Genomic DNA, 20073 nt, shown 5'->3' with positions numbered 1-20073 from the left:
TTCATGGGTACCAGATGGCTTATAACGTAGTAACGCACAAATGTGGAGTCTACACGCTCCAATTCATGGCTAGTTCTTCGTATGCATTCATTTGTTCTACATTACCAAGCTTACCATAACATTCTGCTAATCTTTTTAATGGGTAATCGCCTCCATAATGTATATTTAGCTGACACTCTGTCTCGTATGCGGCATTATAGTACCATATAAGAGCTTCTTCATAATCACCTAACTCAAAATAATGTTCTCCCAGTTCATAGCAGACTTCTGAACTTGACTTTGATGCTATGTTCTTAAGTGATACCTTCATTAGTAGTTCGATATCTCCTTGTAACCTTGCGTATTTCGCTAAGACACACTGTATATATACACATTCTTCTAGTGTTCTTGTAGTGTCCTTTTGCCATTCATTAAAATACGTACCTGCTTTAATGAAATCTTCATCATCACCTGCTATAAACAATTCCTTTGCAAACATATGTATTAGTTTTGGCGATAACCTTTCACCTTTATTCAATACAACATAGAAATTATTAAAATCTCGTTTTGCATGTGACTCAGTTGGACGATGTATAATCTCGATATCGCTATCATAGATAACTGGATCTAAGGTTACAGTCTCATGAATTGGATCTTGCCACTTAAACTCTCTAAGTCTTTTATATAATTTAGGTCGATATTCTTTATCATAATTATACGTGGTTCCATATTCTAATTGATTTGTATAATACATTTGAACGATTTCTATCTCTGGAAGCATGGCCTCTTTTAGGAATAAAAATTTTTCTTGATTCTCTCTATCAATTTCTTCATCCGCATCTGCAACATAGATATAATCCATTGTTGCCTTAGAGAAAGAATAATTTCTAGCAGCTGAGAAATCGTGTATCCATGTGAAATCATATATTTTATCCGTATATTTTCTTGCTATTTCCTTCGTACGGTCTGTAGACCCAGTATCAACAATTACAATTTCATCGACAAGACTCTTCAAACTATTCAGACATCTTTCCAATGTTTCTTCTTCATTCTTTACAATCATACATGCTGTAATCGTAATCATTGGTAACCTCCTCTTTTGCTTTCTTTACTATCAGCCTATTGATTAATTATATCATCCTGCTATATATATGAAAAGGTTGACATGCATAATTATAAATTAGTATTATATGATATTAAATCATTTAAAATAATAGTAATATATGTTATAATTAGTTGAATTGACCAATATCATGACAGGCTATGGTTAATTACTAAATACGTTAGGAGAAGTGAATTATGGAGCAAACATCATCTTTTTTTGAAACTAATGATTTACGAGTGTGCAAACAATTAGCAAAAGTTTTGCTATGGATGACCCTAGCATTTCCTATCCTGTTTTTAATGTCTTTTCTGAAGATATGGAAAACAAGTTATGAAAGTCTTGCTATTATGAGTATCTTAGGTATAATGTGTACAGTCAGCCCATCCATACTGCTGCGTATGAATATACCAATGAATATACTGAAATATGTTAGCATTATCTCAATTGCAATTACTATATCTGTAATGGGTTCATATAACTCAATGGGTATCTATATGACATATGGACTTGCCTTAGCATGTAGTTGTATGTACTTTGATAGAAAATTCACCCGAAATATCTGTATTATCGCATTTGTTCCATTAATGCTCTCCTTATTTATCAAAAAAGGTGCGATTTTTGCAGATGCAATAGGACACATGTTAGGCTATACACTTGAGTATGTCATAATGTCTGCTGTATTCATAAGTCTAGCAGACTCTACTAGAACATTGATGAATACATTACATAATACAGAAAATATAAAAAGAGTTGTATCGAATTGTGAGAATTCTTCAAAGCAATTAGTACAGGTCGTTGACAATTTAGCAAGCACAATGAATGAAAATGTTCAAGCTAACACTAACATTGTAGAAGCTGTTACAAAAACCCTTGCGGATTGTAAAAGTAGTATTGAACAAGTGGAAGCAACACAAGAGAGTATCTGTCAGATGCAAGATATTGCTGATACCATGGCATATGAGACTGATAGCATGATAGCGATAGCAGATAGAACTTATGATGAGACCAAAGCTTATGTAGATTTCATGAAAGACGCAGTTTCTAGCATGAAAGAAATTGAGACAACAGCTAACTCTACATATACTGCCATTGATAATCTAGATAAATGCATTACTGATATTTCTAATTTTGCAGAAACAATTACTAACATAACTGGACAAACCAATCTATTAGCACTAAATGCATCAATTGAAGCTGCTAGAGCCGGAGAAAATGGAAGAGGTTTTGCTGTGGTTGCTGATCAAGTCCGTGTATTAGCCGACGAATCACAAAAGTCTAGTAGCAATATAGCTAATATCATTAATAATATCCTTGAGGAAATACGATTAGTTCGTGAATCTGTAAATCAAAATTGCCAATCAGTTGGTGATGGTATTCGCAAGATTGAATTAGCACAAACACGTGCAGACGAATTAGGTAAACTTCAAGAGGATACAAAGAAAACTGCAGAGAAATTATCTGATTGTAGCAAGACCTCGAAGAACCACAGTGATAAAGTGGTTGATATTACTAACCATATGAGTGAATTAGTACATAGTTCTCTAGATGAGATAAATTCTATAATGGAGGCTACAAAGATTCAAAACAATGCAACCGAATCCATGGAGGAAAACTTCCAAAAAGTCGAGCAAATATCAAAAGATTTATTAGAAATCAGTACTGAGGTTTAGGCTTAAAAGGCTTATACCCGTAAAAATAATCCCAAGAAGGTGGCTTCTATGACGTATACTCTTATATTTGCCATAGGAGTCACCTTCTTGGGATTTTATTTTGTGCTGCGCTTGCTATAATGGAATATTACCATGTTTCTTACGAACAACAGTTAATTCGCTCTTACCACGTAACATAATTAAATCGGAATACAATCTTTCTCTTGTTTCAGATGGGTCAATAATCTCATCTACGTATCCGTATTTAGCTGCCAACTCCCCGTTCATACATGAATCACGATATTCCGCTGCTTTTTCATTAATAAATTGTCCAATCTGACCTTTTGGAACAGTCTTAAGTTCTTTGCTATGGATAATCTCAACAGCACCTTCTGCTCCCATAACAGCAATCTCTGCTGTTGGCCATGCATAAACATAGTCCGCTCCAAGATGTTTACTACACATAGCAATATATGCTCCACCGTATGCTTTACGAAGTACAACCGTTAATTTGATGGTTGTTGCTTCTGAATATGCATAAAGCAACTTAGCACCATGTCTAATAATTCCTTTCATCTCTTGATTTAAACCTGGCATGAATCCTGGTACATCAACCAATGTAATGAGTGGAATATTATAAGAATCACAAAAACGAATAAATCTAGCGGCTTTATCACTTGAATCACAATCAAGAACACCTGCTGCAAAATTTGGTTGACTACCAACAATACCAACGGTAATATTACTTAGCTTAGCAAAACCAACTACAACGTTTTTTGCAAATTCCGATTGTACTTCAATGAAGCTATCTTTATCAAACATTTCATTAATTACATTACGCATATCATACCCCTGCGTCATACGCTCAGGTAAAATAGATTCCAATGCTTTTTGATTCTTATTTACATATGGTTCTTGCCTAAAGGTACGCTTGTCTCCATAATATTGTGGAATCGTATCTATAAGATTACGTACACCTTCATAACATTTTTCTTCTGTTTCATATCTAAAATGAGCTACCCCACTTATTGTGGAATGTACTCTTGCACTACCTAATTCATCTGCTGTAACCGTTTCATTCGTTACACTCTTAATAACCTTTGGCCCCGTAACAAACATGTTACTAACGTCATCAATTGTAAAAATGAAGTCTGTGATACCAGGAGAATATACTGCACCACCCGCACATGGACCAGCAATGATTGAAATCTGTGGAATATATCCAGAGGCCAAGGTATTCATGTAGAAGATATCACCATATCCTGCGAGGGAATTAACACCTTCTTGAATTCTAGCACCGCCCGAATCATTGATACCAATTACTGGACATTTTGTCTTAATTGCTAGTTCAATTATATGAGCAATCTTCTTTCCATGCTCATTACCAAGTGTACCTCCCATGACTGTAAAGTCTTGTGAATATATGTACACTTTTTGACCTTTAATAAATCCATACCCTGTGATAACACCATCATAAGGTAATGTGTCTTCCTGTAATCCTAATGAACTCTTGTGATTCGTTACTCTTGAGCCAATTTCTTTGAACGTGTCCTTATCTAGGATCATTGTAATACGTTCAATGGCATGTAATTTTCCTTTTTCATGTTGTTTCTCTAACTTATATTTATCTGCATACTCCGACTCTTTTTCTCTCATGAATGGAATATTTTCTGCAATCTTATTCTTTAATTCTGTTATTCCTGCAGGAAATATTGATGATTTCTGTTCTTCCAAGAAAGTACACCTCACTTATTTTACTATTATATTTGAACAATGGTACACATTACCACTATACCCACAAAATGCAGTGTTCAAACATTTCCTTTATTGCAAAATAGATTATAACCTATTATGAATTCTTTTTCAAGTAAAATATTTTGATAATCAAAGTAATTTGGGTATATTGCCCTATTTAGGATTCTCCATTTTAACCATGCGGTATCCTATCCCCACATGAGTCTGTATATATTGCTCTGTATTATCACCAGTTCCTAATTTCTTGCGAAGTGAAGCCATGTAAACACGTAACGATGACTTATCCGATTCAATGGCATTGCTCCAAACATGATCTAAGATAAAACGATGGGTAAGTACCTTACCTATATTCTTAGCCAACAGACAAATCAAACTATATTCGATAGGCATAAGATGAATCTCCTGATCCCTCACTGTTACTGTCGCAGTCGGATAATCGATTTTTAAATCTCCATTTATAAAATAAGATTGATTGGTATCTTCTATTAAACCATTTATATGTTGTAGCCTTCGATAGGTGGTCCGTAACCTAGCCAAAAGTTCTGCAACACTAAATGGCTTCGTAAGATAATCATCAGCTCCCGCATCTAATGCTTTGATTTTATCATCATCTTCACTTCTAGCGCTGATCACTATAATCGGAAGCATTGACCAAGATCGTACCTTCTTAATAACTTCAACTCCGTCCATATCAGGTAAACCAAGATCTAGCAAAATAATATCTGGATTATGAGATGTAGCCGCTAGAATAGCACTAGCGCCATTCTCGGCAACTATGTACTTATAATCTTGGGTTTCAAGGGTAGTTGTAATTAGATTTCTTATGGGCTTATCATCTTCAACTACTAGGATCTTGGATTTTTGATTTATCATTTAAAAACCTCCTCTCTAGGTTGTGGTGACCGCAAAACTCTTTTTATGTTTTCATAGCTTCTTAGATGGCGTACTATGACACGAAACACGCTACTCATCTAAGTACTTCTAGGTGTGTACTGTAAGTATGTCTAAAAGGTACGGAACCGCCTTCGATTCGGCATCCTGCCTCAGCTCAGGCTTGCTTCGGCTTCCATGCCTCGCATTCCTATGTTGATTAAGTACACACTAAGAAGTACTTTAGATGTTTCGCTATCGTTTCTTAGTCATAGTACGCCAGCTAAGAAGCAGATTTAGATTTGCTCCTCTCAATCATACTAGTTAATTAAACATAGATAAATCCTCTAACTTCAATGTAAAGCGAAAGATTGCTCCCTTAGGCTTATTATCTAATACGTCAATCTTTCCTCCATGTGCTTCAACTATTGATTTACACAACGCTAAGCCTAAGCCCATTCCTCTTCGTCCATCAGCAACTGAATCATTGGCTGTGTAGAACATAGTAAATATCTTGGTTTTTTGTTCTTCGCATATGCCTTGACCATCATCCTTTATTTCGATTGCTACATTATTTCCAGCTTTATAAGCTTCCAATTCAATATTTGATCCAGGTGGTGTATATTTGATTGCATTATCCATTAAATTAATAATTACTTGGATTATTCTCTTTGCATCCATTCTAGCCACTAGTAATTCTTCTACTTCAATCGTAATATGGTGTTCACTTGCCTTACGGTTAATATGTTTCATCGCTTCTGCTATAACATCTTCGACTAGTTCTGGTTCCACTTCCAATCGCATTGTTCCATTCTCAATTCGAGTTACACTGAGAAGATTTTCAACTAGATTTATTAACCACATGGAATCATCATAAATATATTCATATATTTCTTTCTTCTTATCCTCGGTAAAAAGCTCAGAATTCTCAATAAGCATACTGGCATTTCCCGATATACTAGTTAATGGAGTCCTTAAGTCATGTGATATAGAACGTAACAAATTGCCACGTAATTGTTCCTGTTTTAACCGAATTGCTACTTCCCGTTCCTTTGTCAATAGTTCTTCTTTTTCAAAAGCGAATGCACATTCATTCAAGATTGCAACTACAATCCCTTGTTCAAATGCTTGAATAACTTCACCATTTAATTCAATTCCAATCACAGCAAATACATGATCGCCATTACGTACAGCCATATAGAGACATTTGGCACCTGGTAAAGTTGTTGTTGATGCTCCTGCATGTTTATTATTCTTATATGTCCAGGTTGCAACTGCTAGTTCTGTTTTGGGTATATGTGTTGATATATTATTACCTCTATGATATATAATAGGGTGCTGATTCTTCTCTGGATCACCTATATAGCAATAGATTGTCTTGTCTAATAATTTTCCCAATTGCCTTATCGTTCTTAATGCAATATCTTCCGTATTCTTACTATGCAGTAACTTCTGACTAGTTTCAAGCAATATTCCTGTACGATAAACTTTCTTTGCGGATATCTTTGCTTCACTCTTTACCTTTTGTGTAAGGGTTGAACTAAGTAAGGACATAATTAACATGATAATAATAGTAATAACATAGCCACCGTCGTGTACCGTAATTGTTAATCTAGGATCTGTAAATAAGAAATCATAAATGAATACGGTACTAACACTATATATGTAACTTGTAAGTTTATACCTTGTTATTAGTGCCGTTACTAACACACCTAGTATGTATATCATAACAATGTTGGAATCTTGAAAATTCATATGTTTGAACAATTCTGCTATCCCTGTTGAAATTCCTAACAATAACATTACCATAATAATATCCATAGTTACTACAGAAGGCTGAACAGTTGTCTTCTTTTTCTTCTTTTTCCGATACATCTGATCATAACTATCTGGAATAAGAAATATCTCTATTGAGGGACATAATTTAGCAAGTCTTTCCGAGAAACTCTCTTTTACCAAAAACAGACTTCTCTTACTATAGCTTCTCCCAAGTACAACCTTGGTTACCTTGGATAACTTAGCATACTCTGCAATCTGTTCTACAATATCATTACCATATGACGTTACCGTGTTGGCACCAAATTGGCCTGCTAGTTTTGTATTCTCCCGTAATCTTTGAATATCTTCTTTATCCATATCTGCGGATTCTGGTGTCTCTACATAAAATGCAGTAAACTTACCATGAAATGCCTTTGCCATCCTTGCCGCTTGCCTGATTACCTTACCATTAGATGGAGAAGGGGAAAGACACATAAGGATATGCTCTCCTGCTGTTCCTTCTTTACCTAGTTGATGAATGGATTTACTCTGTTCTTGGTTAACCCAATCTGCCATTCTTCGTAATGCAATTTCACGTAGCGCTATTAAATTATCCTCCGTAAAGAAGTTTCCAAGTGCGTTCTTTACACGGTCCTTCTTATATATTTTACCTTGTTCGAGACGAGCAATTAATTCCTCCGGCTGTATATCTACCATCTCTATTTGGTTTGCCTCATCAAATACGGAATCTGGAATTCTCTCTCTTACCCTAACACCTGTTGTTTGTGCAATTAAATCATGTAAACTCTCAATATGTTGCACATTTACGGTGGTATAGACATTAATTCCAGCATTCAGTAACTCCTGAATATCCTCATATCTCTTAAGGTGCCTGCTTCCGGCTGCATTGGTATGCGCTAACTCATCCACTAGGATAATATCTGGTTTTCTCTCTAACGCCTTATCAATATCAAATTCATTTAGTTCAATCGATTGATATGATATTACTTTAGGTAGTAAACACTCTAACCCCTTTAGTAATTTCATGGTTTCTGGTCTAGCATGGGGTTCAATATAACCTGCTACTACATCTACACCCACTTTTTTCTCCTCATGCGCAGCTAGCAGCATGGCATAAGTTTTCCCTATACCAGCTGCATAGCCAAAAAAGATTTTCAATTTCCCTTTATTTGAATTTTCCTCATCAGAGGCAATTCGGTCTAGAATTGCCTCTGGATCTATCCTTCCATCTTCCATCGTTTACTCCAAAATCCCATCAAGGGCTAGGTTAACTTGAAGAACATTCACTACTTGTTCACCAAGTACACCGAATAATTTGTTCGTAGTATATTTTTCAATAATGTTCTCAACTTCTTCTCTTGATACATTCCTACTTGTTGCAACTCGATCTACCTGATACATCGCTGCAGCTACACTGATATGTGGATCAAGTCCACTACCAGAGCCAGTTACCAAATCTACTGGTACATCTTGACCTGCCATAGTAGGGTTTGAAGCTTTCATTTCATTAACACGTTCTATAATTAGAGAACGATATTCTTCACTTGCGGGTGTAAGATTAGATGCTCCTGCATAATATAATGCATTTCCACTAGAATCCTTATAAGTTCCTGTATTATCATACATGACACGTCCCCATAGATATTTATCCTCTGTAAACTTTTGGGCAAGTAACTCGCTTCCATATTTGGTCCCGTTTGCCTCTATTATACTACCATTTGCTTTATCTTTAAAGAATAGTTGCGAAATTCCTGTTACAACAAGCGGATAAATCACACCACATAGTATCGTGGTTATAAGTATAAATATTGTTGCTTGTTTCAGCAATGTCTTAAATGACTTCATTCCAATTCCTCCATTTTTGCTTGAATGCAAAACTCTATCTAGGCTTTCATGGCTTCTTAGCTAACGTACTATGACACGAAACACGCTGCACACCTAAGTACTTTAGGTGTTTCGCTATCGTTTCTTAGTCATAGTACGTTAGATAAGAAGCAGGTCTACACTATTAAGAGTTTTGCTTTTCTACTTTAATTAACTCTCTATATGCAAAGAAATCAAAACAGTCCAGTTGCAACTAGTAATACGTCGATTAGTTTTACGAATATAAATGGTGTTATAATACCACCAAGTCCGTATACCACTAAGTTTCTGGATAGCAATTTTCCTGCTGATAATTCACGGTATTTAACACCTTTTAATGCAAGTGGTATCAGTGCTACTATAATTAATGCGTTGTATATAATTGCTGAGAAGATAGCACTTTCGGCACTATGTAGATGCATAATATTCAGTGCAGATAATTCAGGGTATAACCCAAGGAACAATGCTGGTATTATGGCGAAATATTTGGCTAAGTCATTGGCTATGCTGAATGTTGTTAGACTACCTCTCGTCATTAATAATTGCTTACCAATTCTAACGATATCAATTAACTTGGTTGGTGAAGAATCCAAATCTACCATGTTTCCAGCTTCTTTGGCTGCTTGCGTTCCTGTATTCATGGCAACTGCCACATCTGCTTGTGCTAAAGCTGGTGCATCATTGGTACCATCACCTGTCATTGCTACCAAGTGTCCTTTCGCTTGGAAATCACGAATCATCTGTAATTTACCTTCTGGTGTTGCCTCTGCTAAGAAATCATCAACTCCAGCTTCTGCTGCAATAGCTGCTGCTGTTAGAGGATTATCTCCTGTGATCATAATTGTCTTAATACCCATCTTACGAAGATCTGCGAATTTTTCATGTACACCTGCTTTAATAATATCCTTAAGATATACGACTCCTAAGATTTCATCATTCTTTGAAACAACTAAAGGTGTCCCACCTTTGTTGGCTATTGATTTTACTATTTCATCACACTGGCTGCTGTATTTGCCGCCCAAATTATTAACATAATCCTTTATGGAATCTGCTGCTCCCTTACGAACGGAGGCATCTTTTAAATCCACACCACTCATTCTAGTTGTAGCCGTAAATGGGACGAATTTCACACGTAACTCTTCTAAGTTACGTTCCCTAATCCCAAACTTTTCTTTTGCCAATATTACAATACTACGTCCCTCTGGTGTTTCATCCGCTAAGGATGCCAATTGAGCAGCCTCTGCTAGCTCCAGTTCCGTATGTCCATCAACAGGAATAAATTCAGAAGCTTGACGATTACCTAATGTAATCGTACCTGTTTTATCGAGCATTAAGATATCAACGTCACCTGCTGCTTCTATTGCTCTACCACTCATTGCAAGTACATTACTTTGGTTTAAACGGCTCATACCAGCAATACCAATAGCCGATAATAAAGCTCCGATTGTAGTTGGTGCAAGACAAACTAACAATGCAATTAAGGAAGTAATGGACGTTGGATTATCTACACCAGCTTGCTTTGCTGAGAAAATACTATAACTATATAATGATACAGTTACTAATATAAAGATAATCGTTAATGCTACTAAGAAAATCTGTAATGCAATTTCGTTTGGTGTCTTCTTACGTGAAGAACCCTCAACCATGGCTATCATCTTATCAAGGAAGCTTTCTCCAGCCTCACATGTTACCTGAATAACAATCCAGTCAGAAGTTACCATAGTACCACCTGTTACTGCACTCCTATCACCACCTGCTTCACGAATAACTGGAGCTGATTCTCCTGTTATAGCGCTTTCATCTACGGAAGCCGCACCTTCTATAACTTCCCCATCTGCAGGAATCTGTTCTCCTGCTCGGATAAATACCAGATCTCCTTTCTTTAATGTGGCCGAAGATACGATTTCAAATTTATCTTTATTATCAACTGTATATAACTTCTTCGTCTCTACATCTTTTTTCGATGCACGTAATGCATCTGCTTGCGCCTTTCCTCGCCCCTCTGCAATTGCTTCTGCAAAATTAGCAAACAAAACGGTAAACCAAAGTATAATTGTAATTCCTAGTATATATCCAGATGAAGCATCTTGAATTCCAAAACAAGATAATACAAAAAGGAATGATGTTAATATGGCTGATACATATACTAAAAACATAACTGGGTTTGCTATCTGTGTCTTAGGTGATAGTTTTTTAAACGAATCCTTTAACGCACGTAACAACATTTTCTTATCTTTCATTGCTATACCCTCCCCTAAGAAATCATCTGTAAATGCTCAGCAATTGGCCCAAGTGCCACTGCTGGGAAGAAGCTTAATGCTCCAATCAATAAAACAACGAAGATCAATAATCCTACGAACATGGCGTTTGATGTGGAAAGTGTACCTGCTGAGGAAGCAACTTTTTTCTTCTTAGCCAAACTACCAGCAATAGCAAGAGTAGCTATCATAGGTACAAATCTAGCAAATAACATACATAAACCAATGGCAATATTCATAAACGTGGTATCTGCCAGAAGCCCAGCAAATGCTGATCCATTGTTTCCTCCTGCTGATGCAAAAGCATATAATACTTCTGAGAATCCATGTGCGCCTGTATTAGTCAGGCCATCTGCTACCGATGGAACCAAGGTTGCAATCCCACTACCTACAAGTATTGCTACTGGTGTTGCTAAACAAACTAACACAGCCATCTTCATCTCATAGGGTTCAATCTTCTTTCCCAGATACTCTGGTGTTCTACCAACCATAAGTCCAGCTATAAACACCGTTAGAATCGCAAATCCTAACATTCCATATAAACCACAACCAACTCCACCAAAGATAACTTCGCCAAGCATCATTAATAACATCAGTACCATTCCACCAAGTGGTGTATAAGAATCATGCATGGAATTTACAGAACCATTGGAAGCCGCTGTTGTGAATACTCCCCATGTAACAGAAGATGCAATGCCGTACCTGGCTTCTTTGCCCTCCATGTTACCACCTGCTTGCTGATTGGTACCTAGAGCCACCTGCTCACCGCTACCATTTTCAGAGCCTTTTAACTGAGGGGTTGCAAATTGTTCACTCACTGCAACACTTGCAAGTGCTATTACTAACACCGCCATCATTGCTATAAAGATTGCTCTCCCTTGATTCTTGTCTTTGATATTTCTTCCAAATGTAAAGCATAACGCTGCTGGTATTAACAATATGGATATCATCTCTAGCAAGTTAGAAAATATGGTTGGATTCTCAAATGGGTGTGCTGAGTTAACACCAAAGAATCCACCACCATTTGTTCCCAGCTGCTTAATAGCAATTTGGCTTGCTGCTGGTCCCATTGGAACAACTTCCTCTGTTATTACAGTTCCATCTTCTGTGGTAACTGGTTCAACAAGTTGAACGGTATCATAACTCTTAAAGTTTTGTACAACGCCTTGGGATACCAAAAGTATTGATAACACTAAGGATAGAGGTAATAATACATAAAGAATTGTTCTTGTAACATCTACAAAGAAGTTACCAATTCCATTTGCTTTCACTCTCGTAAATCCTCGAATTAGTGCAAACAATACTGCGATACCTACAGCGGCTGATACGAAATTCTGAACTGTCAATCCAATCATTTGTGTAAAGTAGGATAACTGTGACTCACCGCTATATGCCTGCCAGTTTGTATTGGTAATGAAACTAACTGCTGTGTTAAATGCTAAATCCAGGCTTGTTCCGCTTAATTTTTCTGGATTTAATGGTAGAATACCTTGTAACATAATTATCAAAAATAGTACTACTAAGAATAACCCACTAAATACTAGCGCTGATATGGCATATTTCTTCCACGTCATTTCTTCACTTTCATCAATATGTAACAACCGATAAATTAATTTCTCACAAGGATTAACTATCCTTGATAAGAAGACTTTCTCTCCGTTCATAACCTTTCCGATATATCTGCCAAGGGGTATGGCTAGTGCAATTAATATTAGCAGATATATGATGTACTGTATTACTGTTTCCATGTATGCTCCTCCTAACAAACTACAAATAGGAATTCACTCTACTGAATTCACTCCTAATTGATTTTTACATGAATAGATTAACAGAGGTGGTATTAAATTGGGGTTATGGGTTTTAGGGATGGTGTTAAAATTGGATTAAAATGATCATTATAAGCTAAATTATTAATTGGCATGAAATCGGTGTATTGATCCAGTTTGTACCTAGCAGGTAAGTAGCTTATATGTAATAATAGGATAAAGGGTATTAAATAAGAATAATATTGAGGGTACCCTACTTTCATGATATAATAAACCATACCTTATTTACAAAAGATAGGAAACCCAACTAACTAAAAATAATAGAGGAATTAAATATGCAGGAAACGAATACATCTTTAAAACAAAACTCATATGAAATGGTGTGTAGCCTAGGCGAACGTTGTATGACCGCACATCAAATGCGTCTAAATAAATTACGATCTGAATCCAATCCCTTTGACTGGTTAATTACCAATGATATTAACGCTGTAGTCGATACCTTATTAAATGATTGGAATCAATTCTTTTTAAAAGAAAATTAAATAATAGAAGACAAAGGCAAGAAACATCTATTCGTCACGGATTCCATTACTGGATTTATAAGTTTGCATGATTTTGAATCTAACAAATCATTCGATGACGAATATAATAAATTTATTGATAAATATACACGTCGAATAAGGCGTTTTAAAAATTTACTTCATTCAAAAAATTCTATATTATTTGTACGAACCAATGTTAATATTAATTAAATTGATTACTTACTACAATTAACACAATTAAATCCTAATGCTAAAATTGATTTTCTAATTATAAATACAGTTAGTACTAGTGATGTTAATCCAATATCTACTAGTTACAAAAATGTACATATATATGAGATATCAAATCAACCCGACTTATCTTACGATTTCTGGATGGGTAATCATGCACACTGGAAAGAAGTCCTTTCTCGCTATTCTTTAATCGATTATCAAGATTGGCTTATTCAGGACTTAAAGCGCTCTATTGCTAATAAAACTTTAGTAATATGGGGATTTGGTGGTGCTGGAAGAAAAATCATCGCACACTTAAATTCGTCTAAAGATTCTGTCAAGATTGGTTGGATTGTAGATAGTAATCCTGATAAGATTGGGAAAATTAATGATACTTTAGAAGTAAAAAATATATCCAGTCTTCAAGCGCATAATTCAGATTTATTCGTTTTGATTTGTATTTATGGAAATACAACTGAAATAGAAAAGACTCTTAAAGATATGAATTTTTCTCAAGAGTCTTTTAAAAGAGTTATTTATGAAGGATTAACACCCGTGGGAATTGAATAAAGTTTATGGTGAGCTTGCATTGACGTATGGTATATCTCTAGAATCTAATTAAGTACATTTTAGATTAATATTTGCAATAATTAAATCTATAGTTACTAAAATAAATAACTTCCTGATGATTTTTTTTGAATAAAGACTCAGCTTCATCATGTGCATTTTTCGGAATAACCAAATATACAATATCTGAGTCTAAGTCTGGAATTTGCTGCGGCTTGCTTACTTTAACTCCTTCAAAGAAACCATTTGACGATTTATCAATAGCCGCAACAAACTTCCAATCCTTTTTCTGATCAAGGATAACATTCTTAATTGTCTGTGCCAGTGTATTAAGTCCCCAAATACCGAATTTTATATTTCTTTTATTCCATATTGGTAAAGTCTCTAATTCTTCTATTATTGTCCTATTATATTTAATACGATCTCTATCACAATAATATTGATCCACCTCTAACCAACTATCTCTTTCTACTTTATTTTGAAGAAGGGCGTTCTTAAGTAAATTGATAATAACTTTTTTTTCTTCCTCATATTCTACAGGTTGAGGATTCCAGTTAATTTTATGAAAATCTGATGGAAGATATAGAGGTAAATATTTTTCTAGCCATGAAAACCTACCATCCCAATTATCACTTACCATAATAACTGGTATCCCCATTGCCATACATGGAGATGCTGCATGCAATCTAGAAGTTACAATTAGTGTTGCTTCATCTGCATAGCGTTTTAATCTTTCCTTAGCGATTCTATAGAACTCATTATATTCGTCTTCTGTCATTATTGGATCATCTGATAATCTTTCGAAAACTATGTGATGTTCAAGAAATTCAGCTTCTTGCAATAATTCTGCAGGAATATGTGGTTTTAAACTATTTGGGACATCAATGAAAAAAACTTTTTTTCTTTTGGGAACGTTTATTCTTTTTGGTAAGAGTGCAGTTACACACCCTGTTAGATAGGCTTCAATTCCATTTCGTTCCATATTCAACTTAGTCTCTTCATCTCTACAACCTATAGGTTGATATTTCTTAAATTGTTGTATTATGTCATGATCCAATGCTCTTGAATGCAAATGAAAACTAAAAAAAATGGGATGAATTGCCTCAGAGACAGGCAAAGTTCCATATGGGTGACCAAATTGATTATAAATTCTATTAAAACACTGAAACGGTAATATTACATTATCTCCTTGGTAATCTTTAGCATGGTATCTACTAATCTCAACTAAATCTCCCTTTATTCCCATCTCTTGATATAAATATTTCATTGCCAAGGTCTGTATAGGATCTCCTATATTTAATCTAGTTACAAAATTTTTGTCTCGCATTGGACGCTGTGAATATGTTATTATTCCGTATTTCATCTTAATTAATGTATTATTTTAAAAGTAATACTTTCTCCTTATAATATAATTAGGTTTATAAAGGTAACCCAAACCCTTATCAGCTTATTAATTATATAAGATTTTCTTGATACCGATTAAATTTTCTTGACTATCATACTCACTATAATATCCTCAATTGATTTCATTGAAGTATTCCTAAATGATGAATAATCTACTCTTGTATACCCTTGCTCAATACCTTTAACCAATGTATCTACTACTTTTTCTGCTTCCCATTGTTTATACGAGAAAAAGCGCTCTGGATACATAATATTTTCTCCCCATCGCTTTAACTTATCATTCCAAACAAGGCCCACAGATGGTATATCTAGTGAATACGAAATTATATTTGCATGTAATCTACCTGCAATTACTCCTCGAAATTTTGATATTGTAGAAACTAACTCCTCTGGACTAGATACAGAAATAACCAATTCATTATACTTATCTTCATCCCATTTTACAGCTTTAAAGAAATTATCGATAAACTTCATATCTGAGGGCCAACCTGTTGTAAATAATTTGAACGGTAAACCTCTTATACTCAATTCATGTATTATGTCAGACCAAAATTGTAGCAATTCTTCAAACCCAATATCTATTCCATTTGATCTAAAAATACCTTCTCTTATCATCCCTAGTCCGATACATGTCCCTTGTTTTTTATTTATATTGAATGTTTCTGGTGACCATACAGCTGAATCGGAAACGGTAGCAGTATTAATATTCGAGTTAGTAATATAATTACTAGTTAAAATATCATGATTTTCTCTAACTGTTATTTGTTTAACGCAATCTCGATTTAAGGCCTTCTTTAAAAGTTTACATTTATCATCCTCACTATCATAACCTTCTACACCAACTGCATGAAAATAAACAGGTATATTATTTTTGTCCGCTATGCATGTTATTTTATCAATATATTCATAGAATTTCTGGTATTTAAACTTTACTATACCACCACCGACAAAAACAATACAATCAACTTTATCGACAATATCATACTCTTCTTTCTCCATATCCAATTCTAATACTGTACATTCATTAACTACGCCATACTTTTCAAGTGCTTTATGAACAAGATATTTTGTACATTCATTAATTACAACATCTCCTAAGTTTTGTCCATTTCTTAATCCGATCAACAATAATTTTAACACGTAATTATTCAAATCCTTCCTATTGACTTTTGCTACACTTTTTTTCTAACCAATCTACTACTTGTTCTGCTGCATTTCCTTTTTCCATCATACCAACTTCAGACATATATATATTAACTCTATCTAGATATTCGTCGTTATTAAAGTTTCGTATATTAACTAACATTTCAGAATTAGTTTCTGCTAATGGAAAAGGCAGTTTTCTATAATCACAATAGAAAGCTCTTTCTTTAGCATATGAATTTATATCTGTTGAATATAGGAATACTGGTTTTCCAGTTAATGCAAATTCACTTATAACACTGGAATAATCAGAGATAAGTACATCACTTGCTGCCAACAACTCTTGCATATCGTCATAATTTGATACATTTATAATATTATCTCCAGACGCTAATTCTATAGCTTTCTTTTGCATAGATGGATGTAACCGTACGCAAATTCTCCACTCACCTGAAAAACGTTCCTTAAGGACTTTACATACTGCAGGCAAATCTAATGAATATGGCTCCAAATCTCTTTTATTTCTGTAAGTTGGAGCATAGAGTACTGTTTTCACGTTGTTATCTAGTTTATAAAAACTATAAACTTTTTCACGTTCCTTCCCCTCTTTCCACTTATCTACAAGAATATCATTCCTTGGATACCCACTTTCTAATATTTCACCATGATACAAAAATGCACTTCTGTAGATTTTGCTACAGCAAGTGCTGTTTGATATCATAACATCAACAATTTTATCCATGTGTAGTGATGTTTTATAATATGGTATGTTACCTACATTACTTGGATTATCAGCACCTATTTTCTTAATAGGCCCTCCCCCACCATGCCAAGTCTCTATAAATATTTGTTTTTTTCGTTTTTTATGGTGAGGTAATTTTCTCTGATTATCAATCCAAACTCCTGCTGTAGCAGACTCGAATATTGCTTTTATTGTATCCTGTTGTACAACTGCTATTTCTTTTGGAAAACCAGTTTCAATATTTTCCGTAAGCCATACCAGTTTCCAGCCCTTATTTCTTTTAAGCAATTCAATTGCTATATATTTGGGATTACATCCATATCCTTTTCCTACATAATTAGACAATACTACTTTTTTTGAAGATATAGGAAACAAACGGAAAACATAATATAAAATAGAAATTAATGTAGTATTCTTAATCTTCTTCATGGTAATCTCTTTTCTTCATATCATCAATCAAATTATCACACATCTTCTCTAAATTTGCTTTAGGTTTCCAACCAATTTTTTCAATCTTTTCTGTATCTAGATTAATCTTTACGGTAGGATTATATCCATATTTTTCATTTTCGCTTAGTTCATAAACAACTTTAGTATTTGAATTGGAATATCTTTTAGAGACTAGTACTGCCATATCTCTTATGGATATATACGTATCCTTATTTGCTATATTATAGGCTTCTCCAACTTGACCTCGTAATAATAGCCTTAAAATAGCATCAACTGCATCAATAACATAGCAATAGCTTCGTTCTGTATCTCCCTTAGTATGAAGAACAATATTTCTATGCTCTATTACAGCACGCGAAAATTCAGCAAAAATGCGTCCATCATTATAGGAAACACCTGGTCCAAAAGTTTGTGATAATCTTGCTATACATACTGGAACATTATATTCTTTTGCATATGAAGTACATAAACATTCTGCTACTCTTTTTCCTTCTGAATAACTGCTACGTACATTTAGAAAATCAATATAACCATAATTTTTTTCATTAATTTTTTCAAGGTCATTATCTACTTGTCCGTATACTTCTAATGACGAGAGATAAACAAAAGAAAGAAGATTTTTCTTAGCTCCTAACTCCAACATGTTTTTTGTTCCTTGAAATGTTGTATTTAATGTCTCTACTGGTTTTTTTACAAATTCCATCGAACTAGTAACGCTTGCTCCATGAATAATATAATGCACATCTTCATCTATATCTAAAGGATTCACTATATTATTGGAAATAAATTTTATATCAGTTTCTTCTGTATATTCATCAAGGATACTTAAAAATTTTTTTTCATCTCTTGCAACAGCTATAATGCGGATTTTATCCTCTGCAGAGAATTCTTTATTTAGCACACATAACGCTTTTATTATATGACTTCCTATCAAACCCGTTGCTCCAGTAATCAAAAAAGTTTTTCCTCTAAACTTCTCCCATTCACAATCTGTCTCAAACATTTCTTGATATTCTTTTATTGAATTCATTTCCTATCCTCCAGTTATGTTGTTAACTAAGCATCAAACATTTGTATATTTTCCTTTGCCTCACTAAGTGCTCTAAAAATATAATAATCTGATGGTGTAGTTATTTTTATATTCTCATAACCACCTTGTACCGTTTTTAATTTATATCCATAGTGACTCATAATTGATGCTGAATCTACAAAATCATGCTTTCCTTCTTTTCTTGCTTTTTGATGAGCATCCATTAATTCATTTAGATAAAAGGATTGTGGAGCCTTTGCCATCATGCATTGTTTTCGATCAGCTATTTTTTCTATACATTCATTCTCGTTTACCATAATAACCGTCTCTATTGATGGAACAACTGTAATTGCTGTACCGAATTCTTTTACACAAGCAATGTTTTCCTCAATTAATTTTGTATCAATAAGAGGTCTAACTCCGTCATGGACTAACACGATAGAATTATGAGGACATTCCTTATAAATCGTCTTAACTCCGTTATATATCGAATCTTGTCCAGTCTCTCCACCTGCAACTATCCATTTTACTTTTTTTATAGAGTACTTAATAAGCAACTCTTTTAAGTATTCTATCCAAGGTTCTATACACACTACAATAATTGAGTCTATTTGTTTACATTCTTCAAAATGCTCTAACGTATGTATAATAATCTCTTTGCCATGTAAAGTCAAAAACTGTTTAGGTGTAGTTTTTACATTCATTCGGCTCCCAGTGCCACCTGCAAATATTAATCCAACATTCATATTCTCACCCTAACATAATTCATTCAGAACTAATTCTGAATAAATTAGTTACCCTTTCTATAATTTAGTATTCCTATTAATTTCTTATGTTGATTGATATTTTTATCTGTAGTTACGCTTATAATATAAAATGTTTAGACAAATCTGATATCGTCATAATATAAATCAGATAACAGTGTTTAAGTTTAATTAGTCAATAATATTTCTAATAT

14 protein-coding genes and 1 pseudogene are annotated in these 20073 nt (G+C 34.3%); 3 read left to right on the top strand and 12 right to left on the bottom strand.

The genetic code is table 11. The features are described 5' to 3' along the window. Window positions 1-49: 49 nt before the first annotated feature. The gene (locus tag ACW2QF_RS01685) at window positions 50-1063 is read right to left on the bottom strand and encodes a tetratricopeptide repeat-containing glycosyltransferase family 2 protein (RefSeq protein WP_455714258.1); all 1014 of its coding nucleotides are present in this window, start codon (window positions 1061-1063) and stop codon (window positions 50-52) included. A 215-nt stretch (window positions 1064-1278) separates the two neighbouring features. Between ACW2QF_RS01685 and ACW2QF_RS01680 the strand changes: the two genes are divergently transcribed. Further along, the gene (locus tag ACW2QF_RS01680; RefSeq protein ID WP_455714257.1) at window positions 1279-2754 is read left to right on the top strand and encodes a methyl-accepting chemotaxis protein; all 1476 of its coding nucleotides are present in this window, start codon (window positions 1279-1281) and stop codon (window positions 2752-2754) included. A 114-nt stretch (window positions 2755-2868) separates the two neighbouring features. Here ACW2QF_RS01680 and ACW2QF_RS01675 read toward each other — a convergent pair whose 3' ends face one another. The 6 genes from ACW2QF_RS01675 to kdpA all read right to left on the bottom strand — a co-directional run bounded on the left by ACW2QF_RS01675 (window position 2869) and on the right by kdpA (window position 13006). Beyond that, window positions 2869-4467: an acyl-CoA carboxylase subunit beta gene (locus ACW2QF_RS01675; protein WP_455714256.1), complete on the bottom strand. Its 1599-nt coding sequence runs from the start codon at window positions 4465-4467 to the stop codon at window positions 2869-2871. A gap of 174 nt (window positions 4468-4641) precedes the next feature. Further along, a complete protein-coding gene (locus tag ACW2QF_RS01670; RefSeq protein ID WP_455714255.1) occupies window positions 4642-5361 on the bottom strand; it encodes a response regulator in 720 nt (239 codons plus the stop codon). 321 nt (window positions 5362-5682) lie between these two features. Beyond that, a complete protein-coding gene (locus ACW2QF_RS01665; RefSeq protein ID WP_455714254.1) occupies window positions 5683-8373 on the bottom strand; it encodes an ATP-binding protein in 2691 nt (896 codons plus the stop codon). A 3-nt stretch (window positions 8374-8376) separates the two neighbouring features. After that, a complete protein-coding gene (kdpC, locus tag ACW2QF_RS01660; protein WP_455714253.1) occupies window positions 8377-8982 on the bottom strand; it encodes a potassium-transporting ATPase subunit KdpC in 606 nt (201 codons plus the stop codon). A 212-nt stretch (window positions 8983-9194) separates the two neighbouring features. Then, the gene (kdpB, locus tag ACW2QF_RS01655) at window positions 9195-11240 is read right to left on the bottom strand and encodes a potassium-transporting ATPase subunit KdpB (protein ID WP_455714252.1); all 2046 of its coding nucleotides are present in this window, start codon (window positions 11238-11240) and stop codon (window positions 9195-9197) included. Window positions 11241-11254: 14 nt separating this feature from the next. Beyond that, window positions 11255-13006 carry a potassium-transporting ATPase subunit KdpA gene (gene kdpA / locus ACW2QF_RS01650; protein ID WP_455714251.1) on the bottom strand — a complete coding sequence of 584 codons (1752 nt, stop codon included), beginning with the start codon at window positions 13004-13006 and terminating at the stop codon, window positions 11255-11257. Window positions 13007-13359: 353 nt separating this feature from the next. On the opposite strand from kdpA, the pseudogene ACW2QF_RS01645 reads away from it, so the two are divergent. Beyond that, window positions 13360-13776: pseudogene (locus ACW2QF_RS01645) on the top strand (DUF1796 family putative cysteine peptidase). 165 nt (window positions 13777-13941) lie between these two features. Next, window positions 13942-14349 carry a hypothetical protein gene (locus ACW2QF_RS01640; RefSeq protein ID WP_455714250.1) on the top strand — a complete coding sequence of 136 codons (408 nt, stop codon included), beginning with the start codon at window positions 13942-13944 and terminating at the stop codon, window positions 14347-14349. Window positions 14350-14413: 64 nt separating this feature from the next. Here the strand turns inward: ACW2QF_RS01640 and ACW2QF_RS01635 are convergent, their stop codons facing one another. The 5 genes from ACW2QF_RS01635 to ACW2QF_RS01615 form a co-directional block, all read right to left on the bottom strand. After that, a complete protein-coding gene (locus ACW2QF_RS01635; protein ID WP_455714249.1) occupies window positions 14414-15673 on the bottom strand; it encodes a polysaccharide pyruvyl transferase family protein in 1260 nt (419 codons plus the stop codon). Between the two features lie 152 nt (window positions 15674-15825). Then, a complete protein-coding gene (locus ACW2QF_RS01630; RefSeq protein WP_455714248.1) occupies window positions 15826-16890 on the bottom strand; it encodes a polysaccharide pyruvyl transferase family protein in 1065 nt (354 codons plus the stop codon). Window positions 16891-16909: 19 nt separating this feature from the next. Continuing rightward, window positions 16910-18064 (bottom strand): CDP-glycerol glycerophosphotransferase family protein, encoded by a 1155-nt coding sequence (locus ACW2QF_RS01625; protein ID WP_455714247.1) that lies wholly within the window; start codon window positions 18062-18064, stop codon window positions 16910-16912. Next, the gene (locus tag ACW2QF_RS01620) at window positions 18051-19115 is read right to left on the bottom strand and encodes an NAD-dependent epimerase/dehydratase family protein (RefSeq protein WP_455714246.1); all 1065 of its coding nucleotides are present in this window, start codon (window positions 19113-19115) and stop codon (window positions 18051-18053) included. The genes ACW2QF_RS01625 and ACW2QF_RS01620 overlap by 14 nt, the downstream gene beginning before the upstream one ends. 26 nt (window positions 19116-19141) lie before the next feature. Beyond that, on the bottom strand, window positions 19142-19861 hold the full coding sequence (locus tag ACW2QF_RS01615) for an IspD/TarI family cytidylyltransferase (RefSeq protein WP_455714245.1): 720 nt from the start codon (window positions 19859-19861) through the stop codon (window positions 19142-19144). Window positions 19862-20073: the final 212 nt, after the last annotated feature.

The organism is Anaerosporobacter sp. (assembly GCF_965301125.1).
The sequence above is the reverse complement of the archived record's forward strand: the minus strand, read 5'-3'. Positions and strand labels throughout refer to the sequence as shown.

Excerpts from the sequence above, each read along its gene's own strand:
- ACW2QF_RS01685 (WP_455714258.1), bottom strand. The coding sequence starts at position 1,063 with ATGATTACGATTACAGCATGTATGATTGTAAAGAATGAAGAAGAAACA.
- ACW2QF_RS01680 (WP_455714257.1), top strand. The coding sequence starts at position 1,279 with ATGGAGCAAACATCATCTTTTTTTGAAACTAATGATTTACGAGTGTGC.
- ACW2QF_RS01670 (WP_455714255.1), bottom strand. The coding sequence starts at position 5,361 with ATGATAAATCAAAAATCCAAGATCCTAGTAGTTGAAGATGATAAGCCC.
- ACW2QF_RS01665 (WP_455714254.1), bottom strand. The coding sequence starts at position 8,373 with ATGGAAGATGGAAGGATAGATCCAGAGGCAATTCTAGACCGAATTGCC.
- kdpC (WP_455714253.1), bottom strand. The coding sequence starts at position 8,982 with ATGAAGTCATTTAAGACATTGCTGAAACAAGCAACAATATTTATACTT.
- kdpB (WP_455714252.1), bottom strand. The coding sequence starts at position 11,240 with ATGAAAGATAAGAAAATGTTGTTACGTGCGTTAAAGGATTCGTTTAAA.
- kdpA (WP_455714251.1), bottom strand. The coding sequence starts at position 13,006 with ATGGAAACAGTAATACAGTACATCATATATCTGCTAATATTAATTGCA.
- ACW2QF_RS01640 (WP_455714250.1), top strand. The coding sequence starts at position 13,942 with ATGGGTAATCATGCACACTGGAAAGAAGTCCTTTCTCGCTATTCTTTA.
- ACW2QF_RS01635 (WP_455714249.1), bottom strand. The coding sequence starts at position 15,673 with ATGCGAGACAAAAATTTTGTAACTAGATTAAATATAGGAGATCCTATA.
- ACW2QF_RS01625 (WP_455714247.1), bottom strand. The coding sequence starts at position 18,064 with ATGAAGAAGATTAAGAATACTACATTAATTTCTATTTTATATTATGTT.
- ACW2QF_RS01620 (WP_455714246.1), bottom strand. The coding sequence starts at position 19,115 with ATGAATTCAATAAAAGAATATCAAGAAATGTTTGAGACAGATTGTGAA.
- ACW2QF_RS01615 (WP_455714245.1), bottom strand. The coding sequence starts at position 19,861 with ATGAATGTTGGATTAATATTTGCAGGTGGCACTGGGAGCCGAATGAAT.